Consider the following 19,971-nt stretch of genomic DNA (forward strand, 5'->3'; position numbering starts at 1 on the left):
ACACTCTGCTATCGGGAGCAAGCCCCCTCTCACATTGGCATTTCTGCAATGCTTATGGCGCTAGTGATCTGCGCTGAACTGCAGCGCCGCCAACCGCGCATACAGTGGATTGCTCGCAATCAACTCCTGGTGCGTGCCCACCGCCACCAGTTTGCCCTGATCCATCACCGCTATTCGATCGGCATTCTTGACGGTCGCCAGACGGTGAGCGATCACCAGCGTGGTTCTTCCTTGCATCAATTGCGGCAGCGCTTGCTGGATCAGGTGCTCACTCTGCGCGTCGAGGGCGCTGGTGGCTTCGTCCAGCAGCAGGATCGGCGCGTCGACCAACAAGGCGCGGGCGATGGCCAGGCGTTGGCGCTGGCCGCCAGAGAGGCCCAGGCCACCGTCGCCGAGGTGGGTCTGGTAGCCCTCGGGCATTTGCAGGATGAAATCGTGGGCATGGGCGATGCGCGCAGCGGCTTCGACCTGGGCCATGGTGGCGGACGGGTTGCCGTAGCGAATGTTGTCCTCGACGCTGCCGAAAAACAGCGCCGGGCTCTGGGACACCAGTGCAAAGTGGCGACGCAGGTCCAGGGGGTCCAGCTCGGTCAGCGGGCGGCCTTCGAGCAGGATGCGCCCTTGCTGGGGATCGTAGAAGCGCAGCAGCAGGTCGAAGATTGTCGATTTACCCGCGCCTGATGGGCCTACCAGCGCCAGGGTTTCGCCGGGATTGATGGTCAGGTTCAAGCCATCAATGGCGTAACTGTCCGGCCGTGAGGGGTAGCAAAAGCGCAGATCTTGCAGCTCCATGCGGCCACTGACCCGCTGCGGCAAGCGTTCGCTGCCATCGGCCGGCGCCTGGATGTCGTTGCTCGACTGCAACAGCTCACCGATACGCTCGGCCGCACCGGCAGCGCGCTGCAACTCGCCGAGCACTTCGCTCAGAGTGCCAACCGCACTGCCGACTATCAGGCTATAGAACACAAACGCCGCCAGCTCACCGCCGGAAATGCGCCCGCTGATCACGTCCATGCCACCTACCCATAGCATCACGCCCACGGCGCCGAGCACCAGCATGATCACCAGGGTTATCAGCCAGGAGCGTTGCAGGATGCGTTTACGTGCGGTGGTGAACGCGTCCTCCACGGTAACAGCGAAACGCTGTTCGTCCTGCACCTGGTGGTTGTAGGCCTGCACCGTTTTGATCTGGCCCAAGGTCTCGGCGACATAGCTGCCGACGTCGGCAATACGATCCTGGCTCAGACGCGACAGGCTGCGCACCCGGCGCCCGAAGATCAGAATCGGCGCCAGTACCAGCGGCAGCGCCACCACCACGATGCTGGTGAGCTTGGGGTTGGTGATGAACAGCAACACGATGCCGCCGATGACCATCAGGGCGTTGCGCAGGAACAGCGACAGCGATGAGCCGATCACCGATTGCAGCAACGTGGTATCGGTGGTCAGCCGCGACTGGATCTCCGAGCTGCGGTTGTTCTCATAGAAGCCTGGGTGCAGGTAGATCAAGTGATTGAACACTTGCCGGCGAATATCGGCCACCACGCGCTCGCCAATCCACGACACCAGGTAAAACCGCGTGAACGTACCCACAGCCAGGCCCAGTACCAGCACCATGAACAAGCCGATGGACTGGTTGAGCAAGTGCGGTGACTGGGTCATGAAACCCTGGTCGACCAGAAGGCGAATGCCCTGCCCCATGGACAAGGTGATGCCGGCGGTGACGATCAGCGCCAGCAAGGCGCCCAGGGCCTGCCAGCGGTAGGGCGCAATAAAGCGGCTGGCCAGGCGGATCGCACGGCGTTGACGGGTTGAGAGCATGGAAGGCACCACCAATGAGGAATCTGTACTTCAACATTGGGGGAACTTGCGCAAATAACAATGAGTCAGGTTAATTATGCCCGCCGATACAGGCCGCTAGAGGCTATCGGTCTAAGACTCATCTGGAAATATGTACCGGTTTCTGGTGGACTGGGTGTTCGAACCGATGAGCGTGCAAGGAGTTGTAACAGCGCGTTCATGCGGGGGATTTAAGATAGGTACACAACCTGATGAGGAGACAGGCCATGACCTTGCAAGATAGCAGCAACGCCAAGATTGAAGTGATCCGCCAGCAGCAGGTGTTGCCTTGCTCGTATATCGATGCCAAGGGCCGCGAGGTGCAGATTACCGAAGAGATGATCCAGCAAGCCTGCAGCGAGCTGGAACAGCGACTGGTCAAACCTGCCCAGCAAGGCTGAAGTGCCCACGCTCTTTCAAACCCGGCCCAGGTGGCCGGGTTTTTTATGGGTGTTTACAGCGTTTCAGCGCCCAGAGCCGAAACGATAGCCGACAGCGCCGTCGACTCGCCCTTGATGCGCACTTTCAGGCCATCTATCTCACGGCGCTGCGGGTAGTGCTTGCGCAGCAAATCGAAGGACTGGCGCTGCTCCTGCACGGTCCCCACCAGGCTGCGACGAAAATCTGCATCATCACGGCGCGGGTCGTACACGCTGCGGCACAGGGCCGCCAGTGCCCAGGCCGGATCGGTTGAAGCGTCCAGGTGGACTTCGGCCAGCCACGGTGCCGGCAATAAATCACTGAGCTGAACGCTCGGTTCGTGGCCCAGGTGCGCGCAAAATGCCTGGTAGATCTGCGCGGTGCCGCGCTGCTTGCCATCGAGGCTGTAGCCGGCGATATGCGGCGTGGCCAGCACGCACAGGTCAGCCAGGTCGACGTCCACTTGCGGCTCGCCTTCCCACACATCCAGCACCGCTTGCAGGTCTTCGCGGGCCAGCAGCACCTCGCGCAGCGCGGCGTTGTCCACCACCGCGCCACGGCTGGCGTTGATCAGCCAGGTGCCGGGCTTGAGTTGCTCCAGGCGCTGGCGGTCGAATAAATGCCAGGTGGCGCCATTGCCGGACTTGATCAGCGGCGTGTGCAAGCTGATCACATCGCACTGCTCGATGATCTGTTGCAGGCTGACGTAGTCGCCGTCCTCGGCGATCTGGCGCGGCGGGTCGCACACCAGCACGTTCCAACCCAGGCCCTTGAGGACCTTGACCAGTCGCCCGCCCACCTCACCGGCACCGACGACACCGTAGGTGCGCGAGCCCAACTCGACGCCTTCGATTTCGGCCAGGGTGTGCAAGCTGCCGAGTACGTAATCCACAACCCCCCGCGCATTGCAGCCAGGCGCGCTGGCCCACTGGATCCCTGCCCGCTTGAAAAAGTCCAGGTCCAGATGGTCGGTGCCGATGGTGCAGGTGCCGACAAAGCGTACGTTGCTGCCTTCGAGCAGGGCACGGTTGACGTTGGTCACCGAGCGCACCAGCAGCACGTCGGCCTGCTCGACGGTAGCGCGGTCGATGGACCGCCCAGGCACGCGGCGAATCTCGCCAAACCCCTGGAAAAAGTCATCAAGCAGCGGAATATTTTCGTCGGCAACAATCAGCATGGCAGGCTCCTTTGGCGGATCAGCAGTGTACAGGCATGGGATTCAACTAACACAACAGATCCCTGTGGGGCTGCATTACAAATCAGCAACACAGGTTTTTTCCTGACCACTGCGTCAAAGCGTAGAATCCGCCGTCCTTGCGACTGCTTTTTTATTGGACACCTGTACGTGAACACTGCCACCGCTACCCTTTCCCGCCCAGCCCGCATCAGCCGGGAAGTGCGCGGCCTGCTGACGCTGGCCTTGCCGATCATGATCGGCCAATTGGCAACTACTGCGATGAGTTTTGTCGATGCGGTGATGGCCGGGCGTGTCAGCCCCCAGGACCTTGCGGCGGTCGGCCTGGGTAACTCGATCTGGATCCCGGTGTACCTGCTGATGACCGGCACCTTGCTGGCCACCACGCCGAAAGTGGCCGAGCGCTATGGCGCGGGAAAACTCACAGAGATCGGACCGTTGGTGCGCCAATCGTTGTGGTTGGCCGTGGTGGTCGGCCTCTGCGGCGCGGTGCTGTTGCTATGTGCCGAGCCGATCCTGCATGCGATGAAGGTCGAGCCCGACCTGATCGAGCCGTCCATGGGTTACCTGCACGGCATCGCCGCGGGGATGCCGGCAATTGCGCTGTATTACGTGCTGCGCTGCTTCAGTGATGGCCTGGGCCGTACGCGGCCGAGCATGGTCATGGGCCTGTGCGGCCTGGCGCTGAATATTCCGCTGAACTACATCTTCATCTACGGCCACTTCGGCGTACCGGCCATGGGCGGCGTGGGTTGCGGCTGGGCCACGGCCATTGCGATGTGGGTAATGATGCTCGGCCTGGCTGGCTGGACGCGCTGGGGCCCGGTGTACCAGAGCAGCGAACTGTTCAAGCGCTTTGACTGGCCGAAATGGGCGGTGATCAAGCGCATCCTGGGCATCGGCCTGCCGATTGGCGTAGCGATCTTCGCCGAGTCGAGCATATTCGCGGTGATTGCCCTGTTGCTTGGCAGCCTGGGCGCCACCGTGGTTTCCGGCCATCAGATCGCGTTGAATGTCAGTTCTTTGGTATTCATGATCCCCTACTCCCTGAGCATGGCCGTGACCGTGCGCGTCGGCCAGGCCCTGGGGCGTGGCGAACCGCGTGAAGCGCGCTTCGCCGCCGGGGTCGGCATGGGCACTGCACTGGCCTATGCGTGCCTGTCGTGCAGCCTGATGCTGGTGTTTCGTGAGCAGATCGCGGCGATCTACACGCCCGACCCGGTGGTCATCCACCTGGCGTCGATGCTGATTGTGTTCTCGGCGCTGTTCCAGTTCTCCGACTCGATTCAGGTCACTGCCGCCGGTGCTTTGCGCGGCTACCAGGACACCCGGGTGACCATGGTGCTGACCTTGTTCGCCTATTGGGGCGTGGGGCTGCCGGTGGGTTATGCCCTAGGGCTGACCGACTGGCTCGGCGAACCCAGCGGCCCAAGCGGTTTATGGCAAGGGCTGATCGTGGGTTTGAGCTGTGCGGCGGGGATGTTGCTGGTGCGCCTGGCGCGCAGTGCACGCCGGCGCATTCGTGCCGAAAAGGCGCTGGCTTAATCGGCTTTCTTGCGGATCCAGTACAGGTAGGTGCCAGCATCTTCCTGTTGATCCACCAGTTCGTGGTCAAGAAACACGCAGAATTTGGGAATATCACGACGGGTCGACGGGTCGGTGGCGATCACCTTGAGCAAGCCGCCCGCCGGCAGGTCACGGATGTGCTGGTGCAGCATCATCACCGGCTCCGGGCAGTTGAGGCCGGTGGCGTCGAGGGTGCCGTCTACGGGTAAATCAACACTCATACTTCACTCCTGAAACAGGCCCGCTCTTATGTGGGAGCGGGCTTGCCCGCGATGACGGGGGCACATTCAACATACATTTCGACTGTTATACCGCTTTCGCAGGCAAGCCAGCTCCCACAATTATTATCAGCGGCTTTTGGATTTCTTTACGTCTATCAGACGACGCAAGTGGCACGTCACTTCCTCTCGGTCGTGGTACAGCTGCTTGCAACCGATTTCCACCCGTATGCCACGCGCCTTGAAGCCCTCTTCGATGCGTTCGAGCAGGCGCTTCACTTCGGCGTAACGCTGCTTCATCGGCAACTTCAGGTTGACCACCGCCTCACGGCAATGCCCCTCGCCGATCCAGGTTTCCAGCAGCGCCGCGTTGCGCGCAGGCTTCTCGACGATATCGCAGACCATCCAGTCCACCGGCTGCTTGGGCACGAAGGTGAAGCCATCAGCCATCAAGTGCTGCACCAGGCCGGTGTCCATCAGGCTTTCGGCCATGGGGCCGTTGTCGATGGCGGTGACCAGCATGCCACGGTTGACCAGTTGCCAGGTCCAACCGCCCGGCGCTGCGCCGAGGTCGACGCCGGTCATATCACCGTGCAGGCGCTCGTCCCATTGGTCACGGGGGATAAAGTGATGCCAGGCCTCTTCCAGCTTCAAGGTCGAGCGGCTGGGCGCGTCACGCGGGAACTTGAGGCGCGGGATGCCCATCGGCCACATTGCCGAGTTGTTCGACTCGGCCAGCCCCATGAACACTTCGCGGCCGCTCTTGAAGGTCAGCAACAGGCGCGGCTTGCTCGGGTCGTCCACCAGCTTGCCGGCGCCCAGCAGGGCTTTGCGCAGGTGCACTTCGAATTTTTTGCAAAAGTTGGAGAGTTCCTTGCCGTCATTGGTGTCGACCATTTCCAACCATAGGCTGCCGCACACCGGGAAGTCGCGCAGGTGGGTAAGGATCACACTGATGCGGTCGGTTTCCGGCAGGTCGATAAACACCCCGCGCGCCCACTGCCTTGGGAAGATCAGCTCGGCGAAGCGCTGGCCGTGCATCAAGCGCTGGGCGCCGTCTTCTTCCGTGCAGACAAATTCGGCGCAGGCGCTGCCGGTCTTGGCCTTGGCGTAGCCGGACACGTTCAGGCGCGCGGCGTGTTCCGCGATCTCGGAACAGACTTCGCCTTCAAAACCCGGGCGGCAGTGCATAAAAAGGGTGTTCATCTACTCTCCTGGTGAATCAACTGACCTTGCGCTATCGCAATGCCTGTCATGAAAACGCGCGCATGATAGCCGAGTTCGGAACCTTGGGCTCGGCGATAGAGTCCAGTTATTAGCCTGCTAATGAAAACAGCGCTAACGTGTTAGCTCTGTTCGTCCCGCCAGGTCCGTGGCCGTGCGGACCATAAGGAGTCATGTAATGTCATCCCTTGATAGCCTGAGAACCCTTAAGACACTGCAAATAGACAGCAAGACCTACCACTACTTCAGCCTGCCCGAAGCCGCCAAGAGCCTGGGTGATCTGGACAAGCTGCCGATGTCGCTCAAGGTACTGCTGGAAAACCTGCTGCGCTGGGAAGATGCCAAGACCGTTACCGGCACCGACCTCAAAGCCATCGCCGCCTGGCTCAAAGAGCGCCAGTCGGACCGCGAGATTCAGTATCGCCCCGCCCGCGTGCTGATGCAGGACTTTACCGGGGTGCCCGCGGTGGTCGACCTGGCCGCCATGCGCGCCGCCGTGGCCAAGGCCGGCGGTGACCCGCAGCGCATCAACCCGCTGTCGCCGGTGGACCTGGTGATCGACCACTCGGTGATGGTCGACAAGTTCGGTACCACCAGCGCCTTTGAGCAGAACGTTGACATCGAAATGCAGCGCAACGGCGAACGCTACGCCTTCCTGCGCTGGGGCCAGAGCGCCTTTGACAACTTCAGCGTCGTGCCACCTGGCACCGGCATCTGTCACCAGGTGAACCTGGAATACCTGGGCCGCACCGTGTGGACCAAGGACGAAGACGGCCGCACGTACGCCTTCCCCGACACCCTGGTCGGCACCGACTCCCATACCACCATGATCAACGGCCTCGGCGTACTCGGCTGGGGCGTGGGTGGGATCGAAGCCGAAGCGGCCATGCTCGGCCAGCCGGTGTCGATGCTGATTCCGGAGGTCATCGGCTTCAAGCTCACCGGCAAGCTCAAGGAAGGCATCACCGCCACCGACCTGGTGCTCACCGTTACACAAATGCTGCGCAAGAAAGGCGTAGTGGGCAAGTTCGTCGAGTTCTACGGCGACGGCCTGGCCGACCTGCCCCTGGCCGACCGCGCCACCATCGCCAACATGGCGCCGGAGTACGGCGCTACCTGTGGCTTTTTCCCAGTGGATGAGGTGACGCTGGACTACCTGCGCCTGTCCGGCCGCCCGGCTGAGACGGTCAAACTGGTGGAGGCCTACACCAAGGCCCAGGGCCTGTGGCGCAACGCCGGCCAGGAACCGGTGTTCACCGACACCCTGGCCCTGGACATGGGCAGCGTCGAAGCCAGCCTCGCCGGGCCCAAGCGCCCCCAAGACCGGGTATCCCTGCCGAATGTCGGCCAAGCGTTCAGCGACTTCCTCGACCTGCAATTCAAACCCACCAGCAAGGAAGAAGGCCGCCTGGAAAGTGAAGGCGGTGGCGGCGTGGCCGTGGGCAACGCCGATCTGGTCGGCGAGGCCGATTATGAATACGAAGGCAACACCTATCGCCTGAAAAACGGCGCGGTGGTGATCGCCGCCATCACCTCCTGCACCAACACCTCCAACCCCAGCGTAATGATGGCGGCCGGGTTGGTGGCGAAAAAGGCCGTGGAAAAGGGCCTGACCCGCAAACCTTGGGTCAAGACCTCACTGGCCCCAGGCTCCAAGGTGGTCACCGACTATTACAAGGCCGCGGGCCTCACCCAGTACCTCGACAAGCTCGGTTTTGACCTGGTGGGCTACGGCTGCACCACCTGTATCGGTAACTCCGGGCCGTTGCCCGAGCCTATCGAAAAAGCCATCCAGAAGGCCGACCTCGCCGTGGCCTCGGTGCTGTCCGGTAACCGCAACTTCGAAGGCCGCGTGCACCCGCTGGTGAAAACCAACTGGCTGGCTTCGCCGCCCCTGGTAGTCGCCTATGCGTTGGCCGGCACCGTGCGCATCGACATCAGCAGCGAACCGCTGGGTAACGATCAGAGCGGAAACCCGGTGTACCTGAAAGATATCTGGCCCAGTAGCCAGGAAATCGCCGACGCGGTGGCCCAGGTCAGCACCAGCATGTTCCACAAGGAATACGCCGAGGTGTTCGCCGGTGACGAGCAATGGCAGGCGATTGAAGTGCCGCAGGCAGCGACCTACGTGTGGCAAAAGGACTCCACCTACATCCAGCACCCACCGTTCTTCGATGACATTGCCGGCCCGCTGCCGGTGATCAAGGACGTCAAGGGCGCCAACATCCTGGCCCTGCTCGGTGATTCGGTGACCACCGACCACATCTCCCCTGCCGGCAACATCAAGACCGACAGCCCGGCTGGACGCTACCTGCGCGAGCAAGGGGTGGAACCGCGTGACTTCAACTCCTACGGCTCGCGCCGGGGCAACCACGAAGTGATGATGCGCGGCACCTTTGCCAACATCCGTATCCGCAATGAAATGCTGGGCGGCGAGGAAGGCGGCAACACGTTGTATATCCCCACCGGGGAAAAAATGGCGATCTACGATGCATCCATGAAGTACCAGGCTTCCGGCACGCCGCTGGTGGTGATCGCAGGCCAGGAATACGGCACCGGTTCCAGCCGCGACTGGGCGGCCAAGGGTACCAACCTGCTGGGGGTCAAGGCGGTGATCGCCGAGAGTTTCGAGCGTATCCACCGCTCCAACCTGGTGGGCATGGGCGTGTTGCCGTTGCAGTTCAAGCTGGACCAGAACCGCAAGACGCTCAAGCTCACCGGCAAGGAGAAGATCGACATCCTCGGGCTGACCGATGCCGAGGTCGAACCGCGCATGAACCTGACGTTGATGATCACTCGGGAAGATGGCAGCAGCGAGAAGGTTGAGGTGCTGTGCCGGATTGATACCTTGAATGAAGTGGAGTACTTCAAAGCGGGTGGGATCTTGCACTACGTATTGCGGCAGTTGATCGCGTCATAAGCAACACTGCAAACCAATGTGGGAGGGGGCTTGCTCCCGATGGCGGTGTATCAGCTAGGCATTTGCTGACTGATCCACTGCTATCGGGAGCAAGCCCCCTCCCACATTTGGCTGCATTTCAAGTCAAGAAATCACAATCAGCCGAACAACCACTTCCAGAGCAATACCAAGACGACTACCGCCAGCACCGGCCGCGCAATGCGGTACGCCTTGGGATGCTTGCGCTTCCACTGCTTGACCTGGCCACTGAACTTGTCGCTGAAGGTCTTGCTCCAGGCATAGGCCTGGTTGATGCCGCCCACGCGTTCGTCGTCGAGGTTCTGCGGCGCAGTAGCACGGCCCAGTTGCTTGCTGACCCAGCGGTTGACGCGGGTCATCACACGGTTGCTCAACGGCCGTTCGATGTCGCAGAACAGGATCACGCGGGTCTGCTCGGTTTCGTTCTTCACCCAGTGCACGTAGGTTTCGTCGAACATCACGTCTTCACCGTCGCGCCAGGCGTAGACCTGGCCGTCGACGAAGATGCGGCAGTCGTCAGAGTTCGGCGTGGACAGCCCCAGGTGATAACGCAACGAACCGGCGAAGGGGTCGCGGTGCGGGTTCAGGTGGCTGCCGCCCGGCAACAGCGCGAACATCGCGCCCTTGACGTTGGGGATGCTGCTGACCAGGGCCACGGTTTTGGGGCACAGGGCCTCGGCCGATGGCAGGGGTTTGTCGTACCACTTGAGGTAGAAGCGCTTCCAGCCTTTCTTGAAGAACGAACCGAAACCGGCGTCGTTGTTCTTTTCGGCGGCGCGGATGTAGCCCTCGTCGAACAGGTGCATGGCCTCTTCGCGAATCACTTCCCAGTTGTCCTTGAGCACGTCCAGTTCCGGGAACTTGCTGCGGTCCAGGTACGGCTTGGACGGCACCGCGGAAAACAGGTACATCAAGGCGTTATACGGGGCGAACAGCGCCGAATGGTTGACGAACTGGCGCAGCATCGGCAAACGGGCCTTGCCACGCAGGTGCACATACAGCGTGCTGCCGATAAACAGCAGCAACACCGACAGTTTGGCGGCCAAAGAAAAGGTCATGCAGCAACTCCTGGAAATAAGCGCCTGGCCGGCAAACTTGCGTCAACGGGAAACCAGACGTAACAGCCGGCCATGATAAACACTTGAGCCATTATGCAGAAGGCCCACGCCGACCGGATGACTTACATCAACCTTGTGGGACCGCTTTGAAGATCAGGCCTGGTTTTCCTGGTCGGTAAACACATCGCTGAACAACATGCTCGACAGGTAGCGCTCGCCGGAGTCCGGCAAAATCACCACGATGGTCTTGCCTTGCATTTCCGGCTTCTCGGCCAGGCGTACTGCCACAGCCATGGCGGCACCGCAGGAGATACCGCACAAGATACCCTCTTCCTGCATCAGGCGCAGGGCCATGGCCTTGGACTCTTCGTCGGTCGCCAACTCCACGCGGTCGACCATCGACAGATCAAGGTTTTTTGGCACAAACCCGGCGCCGATACCCTGGATCTTGTGGGGGCTGGGCTTGATTTCTTCCCCCGCCAAGGCCTGGGTGATCACCGGGGAAACCATGGGTTCCACGGCCACCGACAGGATCGGCTTGCCCGCAGTGTTCTTGATATAGCGTGACACCCCGGTGATGGTGCCGCCGGTCCCCACGCCCGCCACCAGCACATCCACGGCGCCGTCGGTGTCGTTCCAGATTTCCGGGCCGGTGGTTTTCTCGTGGATCGCAGGGTTGGCCGGGTTTTCGAACTGGGCCGGCATAAAGTAGGTGCTCGGGTCGCCGGCGAGGATTTCACCGGCCTTTTCGATGGCGCCCTTCATGCCCTTGGCCGGCTCGGTCAGCACCAGTTCGGCGCCCAGGGCCTTGAGCACTTTGCGGCGCTCAAGGCTCATGGACGACGGCATTGTCAGCAGCAATTTATAGCCACGGGCCGCCGCGACAAACGCCAGGCCGATACCGGTATTGCCGGAAGTCGGCTCGACAATGGTCATGCCTGGCTTGAGCTTGCCGCTGCTTTCGGCATCCCAGATCATGCTTGCGCCAATGCGGCACTTCACTGAATAACTCGGGTTACGCCCTTCGATCTTGGCCAGAATCGTCACGCCACGCGGTGCGATGCGGTTGATCTGAACCAGGGGCGTGTTACCGATGGAATGCGCGTTGTCTGCAAAGATACGGCTCATGAGGGATCCTGTTGGCGACTTTGAAGAAGGTCCCAAGGGTATGCCTCGTTCTCCAGGGCGTCCAGACGGGGGAACGTTGCGTTCATCAGAACAGTCAATCTCCTACAAGCAAGGAGAACTGCCCCATGAAACGTCGTTACAGTTGGCCGTTAGGGACAATCGCCGCTCTGGTGCTGGTCCTGATTGCCTTGAATATCGCGCTGCCCTACCTGGTGCGCAATTACCTGAACGAGAAACTCGCCAACATGGGCGATTACCGCGGCGAAATCGCCGATGTGGACCTGGCCCTGTGGCGCGGCGCCTACCGGATCAACGGCTTGCAAATCGTCAAGGTGGACGGCAAGGTCCCGGTGCCGTTCGTGAAGGCGCCGCTGATCGAGTTCGCCGTGAGCTGGCATTCACTCTGGTACGACCACGCCGTCGTGGCCGAGGGGCATTTTGTGCGTCCGCAGATCAACTTCGTCGATGGCGGTGCCAACAAGCAGGCGTCCCAGACGGGTAAAGGCACCGACTGGCAGGAACAACTGCGCAAGTTGCTGCCGATCACCCTCAATGAAGTGCGCATCGAAGACGGCGAGATTGCCTTCCATAACTTCAGCTCCAAGCCCCGGGTCAATATCAACGCCGCTGGGGTCAACGCCAGCTTCTACAACCTGACCAATGTGGTGGATGTCAAAGGCAAGCGCGACGCCCGCTTCGAAGGCAAGGCACTGCTGCAAGGCCAGGCGCCGCTGGAGGCCAATGCCACCTTTGATCCGCTGAGCGATTTCGAAGAATTCGAGTTCCGCTTCCGCGCCCGCGACCTGCAACTCAAGCGCATGAACGACTTTGCATCGGCCTATGGCAAGTTCGACTTCAAGGCCGGCACGGGCGACGTGGTGATCGAAGCCCAGGCTGAAAATGGCCGACTCACCGGCTACATCAAGCCGCTGCTGCGTGACGTAGAGGTGTTTGACTGGCAACAAGATGTTGAAAACAAGGACAAGAATATCTTCCGCTCAATCTGGGAGGCCGTGGTCGGAGCCAGCGAGACGGTGCTGAAAAACCAGCGCAAAAACCAGTTCGCCACCCGTGTGGAGCTCAGCGGTAGCGTGCACCAGCAGAATGTCAGTGCGTTTTCTGCGGTGATCGCAATTCTGCGCAATGGGTTTATCCAGGCGTTCAATGCCCGGTATGAACAACCCAAGCCCAGCGCTGATTAACCCTGTGGGAGCAAGCCCCCTCCCACATGTCCCTCATTGCTCAGGATATTGATGTGACCCGCCATTCAGAGACTGAATGCCCCGTCTGCGTTCACAGTCGCCGGGGCTGCGGGGTATAGTCGGGGCATTGATGAATCCGAGGAATGACCGATGAAGTTCGAAGGCACCCAGGCCTATGTGGCTACCGATGACCTGAAACTGGCCGTCAACGCCGCCATCACCCTGGAGCGGCCATTGCTGGTCAAGGGCGAACCGGGCACTGGCAAGACCATGCTTGCCGAGCAACTGGCCGAATCCTTCGGTGCCAAGTTGATCACCTGGCACATCAAGTCCACCACCAAGGCGCATCAGGGCCTCTACGAGTACGACGCAGTGAGCCGCCTGCGCGACTCGCAGCTGGGCGTGGACAAGGTCCACGATGTGCGCAATTACCTGAAAAAGGGCAAGCTCTGGGAAGCCTTCGAGTCCGAGGAGCGGGTGATCCTGCTGATCGACGAAATCGACAAGGCCGACATCGAGTTCCCCAACGACCTGTTGCAGGAACTCGACAAAATGGAGTTCTACGTCTACGAAATCGACGAGACCATCAAGGCCAAGAAGCGCCCGATCATCATCATTACCTCCAACAACGAAAAAGAGCTGCCGGATGCATTCCTGCGCCGCTGCTTCTTCCACTACATCGCCTTCCCCGACCGCACCACCCTGCAAAAAATCGTGGATGTGCACTACCCGGACATCAAGAAAGACCTGGTCAGCGAAGCGCTGGACGTGTTCTTCGATGTGCGCAAGGTTCCGGGCCTGAAGAAGAAGCCTTCCACGTCCGAACTGGTCGACTGGCTCAAGCTGCTGATGGCCGACAATATTGGCGAAGCGGTACTGCGCGAGCGTGACCCGACCAAGGCCATCCCACCGCTGGCCGGCGCTTTGGTGAAAAACGAGCAGGATGTGCAATTGCTGGAACGGCTGGCGTTCATGAGCCGCCGCGGTAATCGCTGATGCTGCTCAACCTGTTCAATGAAATGCGTGCGGCCAAGGTGCCGGTGTCGGTGCGCGAGCTGCTGGACCTGATCAACGCGCTGAAACAGCGCGTGACCTTCGCTGACATGGACGAGTTCTACTACTTGGCCCGGGCGATACTGGTCAAGGACGAACGGCATTTCGACAAGTTCGACCGTGCCTTCGGTGCCTATTTCAATGGCCTGGAAAAACTCGATGACCATTTGCAGGCGCTGATCCCCGAAGAGTGGCTGCGCAAGGAATTCGAACGTTCCCTGAGCGAAGAAGAACGCGCGCAGATCCAGTCCCTCGGCGGCCTCGACAAGCTGATCGAGGAATTCAAGAAGCGCCTGGAAGAACAGAAAGAACGCCATGCCGGCGGCAACAAATGGATCGGCACCGGCGGCACCAGCCCGTTCGGTTCCGGTGGCTACAACCCCGAAGGCATTCGTGTCGGTGACGCCGGCAAGCGCCAGGGCAAGGCGGTGAAAGTCTGGGACCAGCGCGAGTACAAGAACCTCGACGATCAGGTGGAACTGGGCACGCGCAACATCAAGATCGCCCTGCGCCGCCTGCGCAAGTTTGCACGTCAGGGTGCGGCCGAAGAGCTGGATATCGACGGCACCATCGACCACACCGCACGCGATGCCGGCTTGCTGAATATCCAGATGCGCCCCGAACGCCGCAACACCATCAAGCTGTTGCTGCTATTCGACATTGGTGGTTCGATGGATGCCCACGTGAAAATCTGCGAAGAGCTGTTCTCGGCGTGCAAGACCGAGTTCAAGCACCTGGAGTACTTCTACTTCCATAACTTTGTGTACGAGTCAGTGTGGAAGAACAACCAGCGTCGCACTTCGGAGCGCACGTCCACCCAGGACCTGCTGCACAAGTACGGCGCCGACTACAAAGTGATCTTCATCGGCGATGCGGCCATGGCGCCCTATGAAATCACCCAGGCCGGCGGCAGCGTCGAGCACTGGAACGAGGAGCCGGGGTATGTGTGGATGCAGCGGTTCATGGCCAAGTACAAGAAGCTGATCTGGATTAACCCCTACCCGAAAGATACCTGGGGCTATACGGCCTCGACGGGGATTGTGCGGGAGTTGGTGGAGGACCAGATGTACCCGCTGACGCTGCGCGGGCTGGAAGAAGGTATGCGTTTTCTCTCGAAATAGGCGGTGTTTTGACCGGCCTCATCGCAGGCAAGCCAGCTCCCACATATTGACTGCATTTCAAGGTTGGAATGCATTCCTCTGTGGGAGCTGGCTTGCCTGCGATGCTTTTAGCGATCGGCAAACCGCTGCAAAAACTTGGTGTGCTGCCGATGCGCCGCCTCCTGCACCGCCGGTGCCAACCGCACCTTCTCCCCCGGCAAACACTGCGCCAGCCGCGCCAAGGATAGAGGCGTCAACGCGCCCAACCGCGGATAACCGCCGATCGTCTGCCGGTCATTGAGCAACACAATCGGCTGCCCATCCGGGGGCACCTGGATCGCGCCCAACGGAATCCCTTCGGAAATCAACGACGGCCCCTGGTACTGCAACGGCGTGCCGAGCAAGCGCATACCCATGCGGTCGGCGCGGCTGTCCAGCGCCCATTCGGTGTTGAAGGCGTCGAATAAGCTCTGCCCGCTGAACTGGCCGATCTGCGCGCCGATAATCACGTCCAGTGAGGCACCGGATTGCAACTCCGGCTTGGCCAGCACCTTCATTGCACCGCCCGTACCGGAATAAGCCAACCGCCCGCCTTCAGCCAATGCCTTGCCGAAACCGTCCACCCCGCCCAACGCTTCGCGCACGACCGTGGCACAACTGCCAAGTACAGCCGGGGCATCGAACCCACCGGGCGCCGCCAGATAAGCGCGTGCCCCATTGAACGGCTGGGTAAAGCGCAGTCGCTGGCCCTTTTGCAGGATAAAACTGCGACCGGGGCTAATGGCGCGCTCATCGATATAGGCGCCCAGGTCTGCACCGGCCAGTGCCAGCAGGCAATAATCCTCGGCCTGCACGGTGAAACCACCCAGGGTGATCTCCACCACCGGCGCATCCAGGGCATTGCCCAAGAGCCAGTTAGCCCAGGACATCGACACCCAGTCCAGTGCGCCGCCCTGGGTTACACCCAGGTGGCGCACGCCAAAACGCCCGGCGTCCTGCAACAGGCACAGCGGCGTGCTGGCCTCGATCATCAAGCGGCTCATGCCAGCGCCTCCAACGGCGTGTCATCGCCACCCAGGTTGACGAATTCGGTGTGGCTGACCGGGGCGAAGCGCACCGTGTCGCCGGGCTGCATCAGGCTGTAGCCGTCGCGCTCACGGTCGAAGAGTTTGGCCGGGGTGCGGCCGATCAGGTTCCAGCCGCCCGGGGACACCACCGGGTACGCAGCAGTTTGCCGTTCGGCAATGCCGACGCTGCCAGCGGCCACGCGTTTGCGCGGCGTGTTGAGGCGCGGTGTGGCGAGGCTTTCATCCACCAGGCCCATAAAGGCAAAACCCGGCGCGAAACCAAGGGCGAACACCTGGTATTCATGGGCGCTGTGGCGGCGGATCACGTCCTCTACCGTCAGCCCGCTGCGCTGGGACAACAGGGTCAACTCCGGGCCGACGCTCAGGTCGTACCACACCGGCAGCACGTGGCACTGGCCGCTGCCCTGGGCCTGGGGTTGCAGGTCCGTGAGCGCAAGGTCGATCAGCTCCCGAGCCTGTGTCGGGGTCAGCTCCCTGAGGTCGTAATGCACCATCAAGGTGGTGTAGGACGGCACCAGATCCACCAGCGCCGTGCCGAACTCTGCGCGCAAACGCTGCGTGGCAGCGAGCATCCACGGCATGTTGGCCTCGGCAATCACCTCAAACAGACGCACCATCAGGCAGTCGATGGCCACCACTTCAATGCGTGGCTTCATGCTGTATGCAACGCTTGGCGGATACGCTGCACCGCGGCCACCGAGCTGGCGTTGTCGCCATGCACGCACAAGGTATCGGCCTGCAAGGCCAACGGGCTGCCGTCGCTGGCGACCAATGCCGCGCCACGGGAAATGGTCAGGGCCTGCTGCACGATAGTGTCGCTGTCGTGGTGCACCGCGCCGGGCAACTGGCGGGAAACCAGATGGCCCTTGCTGTCGTAGGCGCGATCGGCAAAGGCTTCGAACCACAGGGTCACACCGTATTCGTCACCCACAGCTTGGGCGGCGCTGTTGTCACGGGTAGCCAGCAGCATCAGCGGCAGGTCGCCGTAGGCGGCCACGGCCTGGATCACCGCACGCAACTGCGCGGGGTTGGCCATCATGTCGTTGTACATCGCACCGTGGGGTTTCACGTAGCTGACGCGCCCGCCCTGGACCCGGCAGATGCCGTCCAGCGCACCGATCTGGTAATGCAACAGATCCTGGATTTCCTGCGGCGTGTAGTTCATTGACCGTCGGCCAAAGCCTTGCAGGTCTTGATAGGCCGGGTGAGCGCCCACTTGCACGCCATGCTTGAACGCCAGGCTGACGGTCTTGCGCATGATGCTCGGGTCGCCAGCATGGAAACCGCAGGCCACGTTGGCGCAATCAATGAACGGCATGACTTCGGCGTCCAGACCCATGGTCCAGTTGCCAAAGCTTTCGCCAATGTCGCAGTTCAGTAGCAGGCGGCTCACGGTGGTCGCTCCTGTAGGTTTTGTTTTTTTGTAGTGTGGGATTTATTACACAGAACTCGCAACTTGTCCTGGCACCCCAACGACGCTTATCGTGGAACGGCTCGATTTTTGGCGCTTGCCCGGTGCGACGTCCAACTAATAAAAACCGATCCATGCATAAGAAAAAGTTGATCCCATGAATTTGAAGTTCCTCGAAACCTTCGTCTGGGTGGCCAAGCTCAAGAGCTTTCGCCTGACTGCCGAGAAGCTGTTCACCACCCAGGCCTCTATTTCCAGCCGCATCGCCGTGCTCGAAAGCGAGCTGGGGGTGAAGCTGTTCCTGCGTGACTCCCGGGGCGTGAGCCTGACCCCGGAAGGCTTGAAGGTGCTCGATTATGCCGAGCAAATGATGGTGACCATGCAGGGTTTGAAACAGTCCCTGGAGACCACCAGCAGCAAGGTCGGACGCATTCGGATCGGCGCGATGGACACGGTGATCCACACCTGGCTCAGCCCGCTGGTGGCAGAACTGATGAAGCTGTTCCCGCTGGTGGAAATCGAGCTGGTCGCCGATACCGCGCTGAACCTCAGCGATCAGTTGCAAAAAGGTTTTCTCGACCTGATCCTGCAAACTGACCTGCTGCGCCTGGAAACCGTGCGCAGCCTGGAACTGGCCAGCCATCCCATGGCCTGGATCGTCGCCAGCCACTCGATTTACAACCGTGACTACGCCTCCCTCGCCGAACTGGCTCAGGAGCGCATCATCACCTACTCGAAAAACTCCCACCCGCATCAGGACGTGCTGAGTCTGATGCAGGCCAACGGCGTGGCCGCGCCCAGAATGAACTGTGTGAACTCGGTGTCGGCGATTACGCGATTATTGCGTGACGGCTTCGGCATCGGTGCCCTGCCGCCGGTGCTGGTCAGTGAAGAGCTGGCCCGGGGGGAATTAGTGATGCTGCCGATGGCACAGCGCCTGCCGAACTTGCAGGTGGTGGTGTCATGGCGTGTGGGGGTGGAGTTGGTGGAGGAGATTGTGGGGTTGTGCCAGAAGGTGGTGGCGCGCTATGCCGAGGAAGTCGGTGCAGAACGCATGCAACTGCATAAACCCGATTAAAACTGTGGGAGCTGGCTTGCCTGCGATAGCGGTGGGCCAACGCGCACATCTGTGACTGGACCACCGCTATCGCAGGCAAGCCAGCTCCCACATTGGACCGAGTCGGCCCTGACTTATAGGCCCTTCAAGTCCCGCTCTTCGATCGGCCGGCTCTGGCGCAAGCGCCGGCCACCCAGCACTACCCAGTCGATCAGGCGATACAGGCACTCGATGCCGAACGACAACAGCATCGCCCCGCCCAAGCCCCAGCCCATGGCTTCGGGCGTCAGCAGAATCTGGTAGCTGTAGCCATTCCAGGTTTCCAGGCGGATATCCGGGTCGGCGGCTACGGCCACTTGCAGGGCGCGGATGTACCACGGGCCTTGCATGGCCTGGAATTGCTTGTCCAACTCAAGCTGGCGATCAAGCATCGCGCCCAGGCTGCTGGCGTCGCTCTGGAAAACCGGGTCATCGCTGGCGCGGTAATGAGCCACCAGCGCTTGCATGTCCCCGTTGAAGAACTGCTGCGCGGTCGACTCAAAGCCGCGCAAGCCAGTCTGCGCCTCGATCAGGTGGGCTTCGACGCGCTTGGCGTAATCGTTGATAAACCCCGGCACTTGCACGCCGACCAACAAGCCAATGGCAAACAGCACCAACCGCAGATAGCTGAGCAACATGGTCGATTCCTTATTCGGTAACGCCCTGGCTGACGCATTCACCGCGTCGCCACAGGCTCCATTGGCCCGGTTCGTAGCGGGTCCAGTTTTCGTTGTCGGTCAAAGGTTCAGTGGCGATGACGGTTACCACGTCATTGGGCGTCGTTTCGGCCTGAAAATCGACGATCACGTCGACATCTTTCAAGCGTGCGGGGCCAAACGGCGCACGCCGGGTAATCTGCGCCAGTTTGGTCGAGCAGTAGCAAAACAGCCAGTCGCCGTCGCTGAGCAAGCAGTTGAACACGCCCTTGCTGCGGTATTCGGCGCAGGCGGCGATCAGGTCCGGCAGCACTTGCTCGATGTCCACAGGCTCAGGGAAGGCTTCGCGCACGCGGTTGAGCAGGTCACAGAAGGCCGCTTCGCTGTCGGTATCGCCGACCGGGCGGTAAAACGTGGCGCGCGGGTGGAAGTCGGCCAACTGGCCGTTATGGGCAAAACACCAGTTGCGGCCCCACAGCTCACGCACGAACGGATGGGTATTGGCCAGGCTGACCTTGCCCACATTGGCCTGGCGGATATGGCCGATCACCACTTCGCTCTTGATCGGATAGCGCTGCACCAACAGCGCCACTTCAGACTCACTGCTCGCGGCCGGGTCCTGGAACAGGCGCAGGCCACGGCCTTCATAGAAGGCGATGCCCCAACCGTCGCGGTGCGGGCCGGTACGCCCACCGCGCTGCATCAGCCCGGTAAAGCTGAACACGATATCGGTGGGGACGTTGGCACTCATGCCCAATAATTCACACATGCCAGGGCTCTCG

18 protein-coding genes are annotated in these 19,971 nt (G+C 61.1%); 7 read left to right on the forward strand and 11 right to left on the reverse strand.

What is annotated here, in order from left to right; translation table 11 throughout:
• Window positions 1-60 precede the first annotated feature (60 nt).
• The gene (locus E4P01_RS15860) at window positions 61-1,827 is read right to left on the reverse strand and encodes an ABC transporter transmembrane domain-containing protein (protein ID WP_179119801.1); all 1,767 of its coding nucleotides are present in this window, start codon (window positions 1,825-1,827) and stop codon (window positions 61-63) included.
• Window positions 1,828-2,063: 236 nt separating this feature from the next.
• On the opposite strand from E4P01_RS15860, the gene E4P01_RS15865 reads away from it, so the two are divergent.
• Window positions 2,064-2,237 carry a PA1571 family protein gene (locus E4P01_RS15865; RefSeq protein WP_057013325.1) on the forward strand — a complete coding sequence of 58 codons (174 nt, stop codon included), beginning with the start codon at window positions 2,064-2,066 and terminating at the stop codon, window positions 2,235-2,237.
• Window positions 2,238-2,290: 53 nt separating this feature from the next.
• Here E4P01_RS15865 and pdxB read toward each other — a convergent pair whose 3' ends face one another.
• Complete coding sequence (pdxB, locus tag E4P01_RS15870; RefSeq protein ID WP_216090907.1) at window positions 2,291-3,433, reverse strand: 4-phosphoerythronate dehydrogenase PdxB; 1,143 nt, start codon at window positions 3,431-3,433, stop codon at window positions 2,291-2,293.
• Between the two features lie 168 nt (window positions 3,434-3,601).
• Between pdxB and E4P01_RS15875 the strand changes: the two genes are divergently transcribed.
• Entirely contained in the window at window positions 3,602-4,996 is a 1,395-nt protein-coding gene (locus E4P01_RS15875) for an MATE family efflux transporter (RefSeq protein ID WP_032877223.1), read from the forward strand.
• Here E4P01_RS15875 and tusA read toward each other — a convergent pair.
• Both tusA and rlmM read right to left on the reverse strand, forming a co-directional pair.
• Complete coding sequence (gene tusA, locus E4P01_RS15880) at window positions 4,993-5,238, reverse strand: sulfurtransferase TusA (RefSeq protein ID WP_032877224.1); 246 nt, start codon at window positions 5,236-5,238, stop codon at window positions 4,993-4,995. The two genes, E4P01_RS15875 and tusA, sit on opposite strands and share 4 nt — an antisense overlap.
• A gap of 126 nt (window positions 5,239-5,364) precedes the next feature.
• Complete coding sequence (rlmM, locus tag E4P01_RS15885) at window positions 5,365-6,441, reverse strand: 23S rRNA (cytidine(2498)-2'-O)-methyltransferase RlmM (RefSeq protein WP_032877225.1); 1,077 nt, start codon at window positions 6,439-6,441, stop codon at window positions 5,365-5,367.
• Between the two features lie 196 nt (window positions 6,442-6,637).
• Here rlmM and acnA point away from each other — a divergent pair, with 196 nt between their 5' ends.
• Window positions 6,638-9,379: an aconitate hydratase AcnA gene (gene acnA, locus E4P01_RS15890; protein ID WP_216090906.1), complete on the forward strand. Its 2,742-nt coding sequence runs from the start codon at window positions 6,638-6,640 to the stop codon at window positions 9,377-9,379.
• A 137-nt stretch (window positions 9,380-9,516) separates the two neighbouring features.
• Here the strand turns inward: acnA and E4P01_RS15895 are convergent, their stop codons facing one another.
• A complete protein-coding gene (locus tag E4P01_RS15895) occupies window positions 9,517-10,455 on the reverse strand; it encodes an aspartyl/asparaginyl beta-hydroxylase domain-containing protein (RefSeq protein ID WP_032877227.1) in 939 nt (312 codons plus the stop codon).
• Between the two features lie 153 nt (window positions 10,456-10,608).
• Complete coding sequence (gene cysK, locus E4P01_RS15900; RefSeq protein ID WP_216090905.1) at window positions 10,609-11,583, reverse strand: cysteine synthase A; 975 nt, start codon at window positions 11,581-11,583, stop codon at window positions 10,609-10,611.
• Between the two features lie 125 nt (window positions 11,584-11,708).
• Here cysK and E4P01_RS15905 point away from each other — a divergent pair, with 125 nt between their 5' ends.
• The 3 genes from E4P01_RS15905 (at window position 11,709) to E4P01_RS15915 (ending at window position 14,959) form a co-directional block, all read left to right on the forward strand.
• On the forward strand, window positions 11,709-12,785 hold the full coding sequence (locus E4P01_RS15905; RefSeq protein WP_216090904.1) for a DUF748 domain-containing protein: 1,077 nt from the start codon (window positions 11,709-11,711) through the stop codon (window positions 12,783-12,785).
• A 150-nt stretch (window positions 12,786-12,935) separates the two neighbouring features.
• Complete coding sequence (locus tag E4P01_RS15910) at window positions 12,936-13,781, forward strand: MoxR family ATPase (protein ID WP_003210690.1); 846 nt, start codon at window positions 12,936-12,938, stop codon at window positions 13,779-13,781.
• Window positions 13,781-14,959: a VWA domain-containing protein gene (locus E4P01_RS15915; protein WP_078820616.1), complete on the forward strand. Its 1,179-nt coding sequence runs from the start codon at window positions 13,781-13,783 to the stop codon at window positions 14,957-14,959. Before E4P01_RS15910 ends, E4P01_RS15915 begins: the two co-directional genes overlap by 1 nt.
• A gap of 107 nt (window positions 14,960-15,066) precedes the next feature.
• On the opposite strand, the gene E4P01_RS15920 is transcribed toward E4P01_RS15915, so the two are convergent.
• From E4P01_RS15920 to E4P01_RS15930, 3 genes are read right to left on the reverse strand one after another with little or no spacing between them, the layout of a single operon-like run.
• Window positions 15,067-15,981: a biotin-dependent carboxyltransferase family protein gene (locus tag E4P01_RS15920; RefSeq protein ID WP_216090903.1), complete on the reverse strand. Its 915-nt coding sequence runs from the start codon at window positions 15,979-15,981 to the stop codon at window positions 15,067-15,069.
• Complete coding sequence (gene pxpB / locus E4P01_RS15925; RefSeq protein ID WP_103733530.1) at window positions 15,978-16,682, reverse strand: 5-oxoprolinase subunit PxpB; 705 nt, start codon at window positions 16,680-16,682, stop codon at window positions 15,978-15,980. The genes E4P01_RS15920 and pxpB overlap by 4 nt, the downstream gene beginning before the upstream one ends.
• Window positions 16,679-17,419, reverse strand: a complete 741-nt coding sequence (locus E4P01_RS15930; RefSeq protein WP_032877232.1) for a 5-oxoprolinase subunit PxpA — start codon at window positions 17,417-17,419, stop codon at window positions 16,679-16,681. The genes pxpB and E4P01_RS15930 overlap by 4 nt, the downstream gene beginning before the upstream one ends.
• A gap of 175 nt (window positions 17,420-17,594) precedes the next feature.
• Here E4P01_RS15930 and E4P01_RS15935 point away from each other — a divergent pair, with 175 nt between their 5' ends.
• A complete protein-coding gene (locus tag E4P01_RS15935; protein ID WP_005786115.1) occupies window positions 17,595-18,515 on the forward strand; it encodes a LysR family transcriptional regulator in 921 nt (306 codons plus the stop codon).
• Window positions 18,516-18,628: 113 nt separating this feature from the next.
• Here the strand turns inward: E4P01_RS15935 and E4P01_RS15940 are convergent, their stop codons facing one another.
• Window positions 18,629-19,171, reverse strand: a complete 543-nt coding sequence (locus tag E4P01_RS15940; protein ID WP_005786113.1) for a DUF2937 family protein — start codon at window positions 19,169-19,171, stop codon at window positions 18,629-18,631.
• 10 nt (window positions 19,172-19,181) lie between these two features.
• The gene (locus tag E4P01_RS15945) at window positions 19,182-19,958 is read right to left on the reverse strand and encodes a class II glutamine amidotransferase (RefSeq protein ID WP_032877233.1); all 777 of its coding nucleotides are present in this window, start codon (window positions 19,956-19,958) and stop codon (window positions 19,182-19,184) included.
• Window positions 19,959-19,971 lie beyond the last annotated feature (13 nt).

The sequence above is a fragment of the Pseudomonas sp. NCIMB 10586 genome, from assembly GCF_023127895.1.
GTDB lineage: Bacteria > Pseudomonadota > Gammaproteobacteria > Pseudomonadales > Pseudomonadaceae > Aquipseudomonas > Aquipseudomonas synxantha_A.

Bases quoted from the DNA above. Each gene is read 5' to 3' on its own strand.
- E4P01_RS15865 (WP_057013325.1), top strand. From the start codon at position 2,064: ATGACCTTGCAAGATAGCAGCAACGCCAAGATTGAAGTGATCCGCCAG.
- pdxB (WP_216090907.1), bottom strand. From the start codon at position 3,433: ATGCTGATTGTTGCCGACGAAAATATTCCGCTGCTTGATGACTTTTTC.
- tusA (WP_032877224.1), bottom strand. From the start codon at position 5,238: ATGAGTGTTGATTTACCCGTAGACGGCACCCTCGACGCCACCGGCCTC.
- rlmM (WP_032877225.1), bottom strand. From the start codon at position 6,441: ATGAACACCCTTTTTATGCACTGCCGCCCGGGTTTTGAAGGCGAAGTC.
- acnA (WP_216090906.1), top strand. From the start codon at position 6,638: ATGTCATCCCTTGATAGCCTGAGAACCCTTAAGACACTGCAAATAGAC.
- E4P01_RS15895 (WP_032877227.1), bottom strand. From the start codon at position 10,455: ATGACCTTTTCTTTGGCCGCCAAACTGTCGGTGTTGCTGCTGTTTATC.
- cysK (WP_216090905.1), bottom strand. From the start codon at position 11,583: ATGAGCCGTATCTTTGCAGACAACGCGCATTCCATCGGTAACACGCCC.
- E4P01_RS15905 (WP_216090904.1), top strand. From the start codon at position 11,709: ATGAAACGTCGTTACAGTTGGCCGTTAGGGACAATCGCCGCTCTGGTG.
- E4P01_RS15910 (WP_003210690.1), top strand. From the start codon at position 12,936: ATGAAGTTCGAAGGCACCCAGGCCTATGTGGCTACCGATGACCTGAAA.
- E4P01_RS15915 (WP_078820616.1), top strand. From the start codon at position 13,781: ATGCTGCTCAACCTGTTCAATGAAATGCGTGCGGCCAAGGTGCCGGTG.
- E4P01_RS15920 (WP_216090903.1), bottom strand. From the start codon at position 15,981: ATGAGCCGCTTGATGATCGAGGCCAGCACGCCGCTGTGCCTGTTGCAG.
- pxpB (WP_103733530.1), bottom strand. From the start codon at position 16,682: ATGAAGCCACGCATTGAAGTGGTGGCCATCGACTGCCTGATGGTGCGT.
- E4P01_RS15935 (WP_005786115.1), top strand. From the start codon at position 17,595: ATGAATTTGAAGTTCCTCGAAACCTTCGTCTGGGTGGCCAAGCTCAAG.
- E4P01_RS15940 (WP_005786113.1), bottom strand. From the start codon at position 19,171: ATGTTGCTCAGCTATCTGCGGTTGGTGCTGTTTGCCATTGGCTTGTTG.
- E4P01_RS15945 (WP_032877233.1), bottom strand. From the start codon at position 19,958: ATGTGTGAATTATTGGGCATGAGTGCCAACGTCCCCACCGATATCGTG.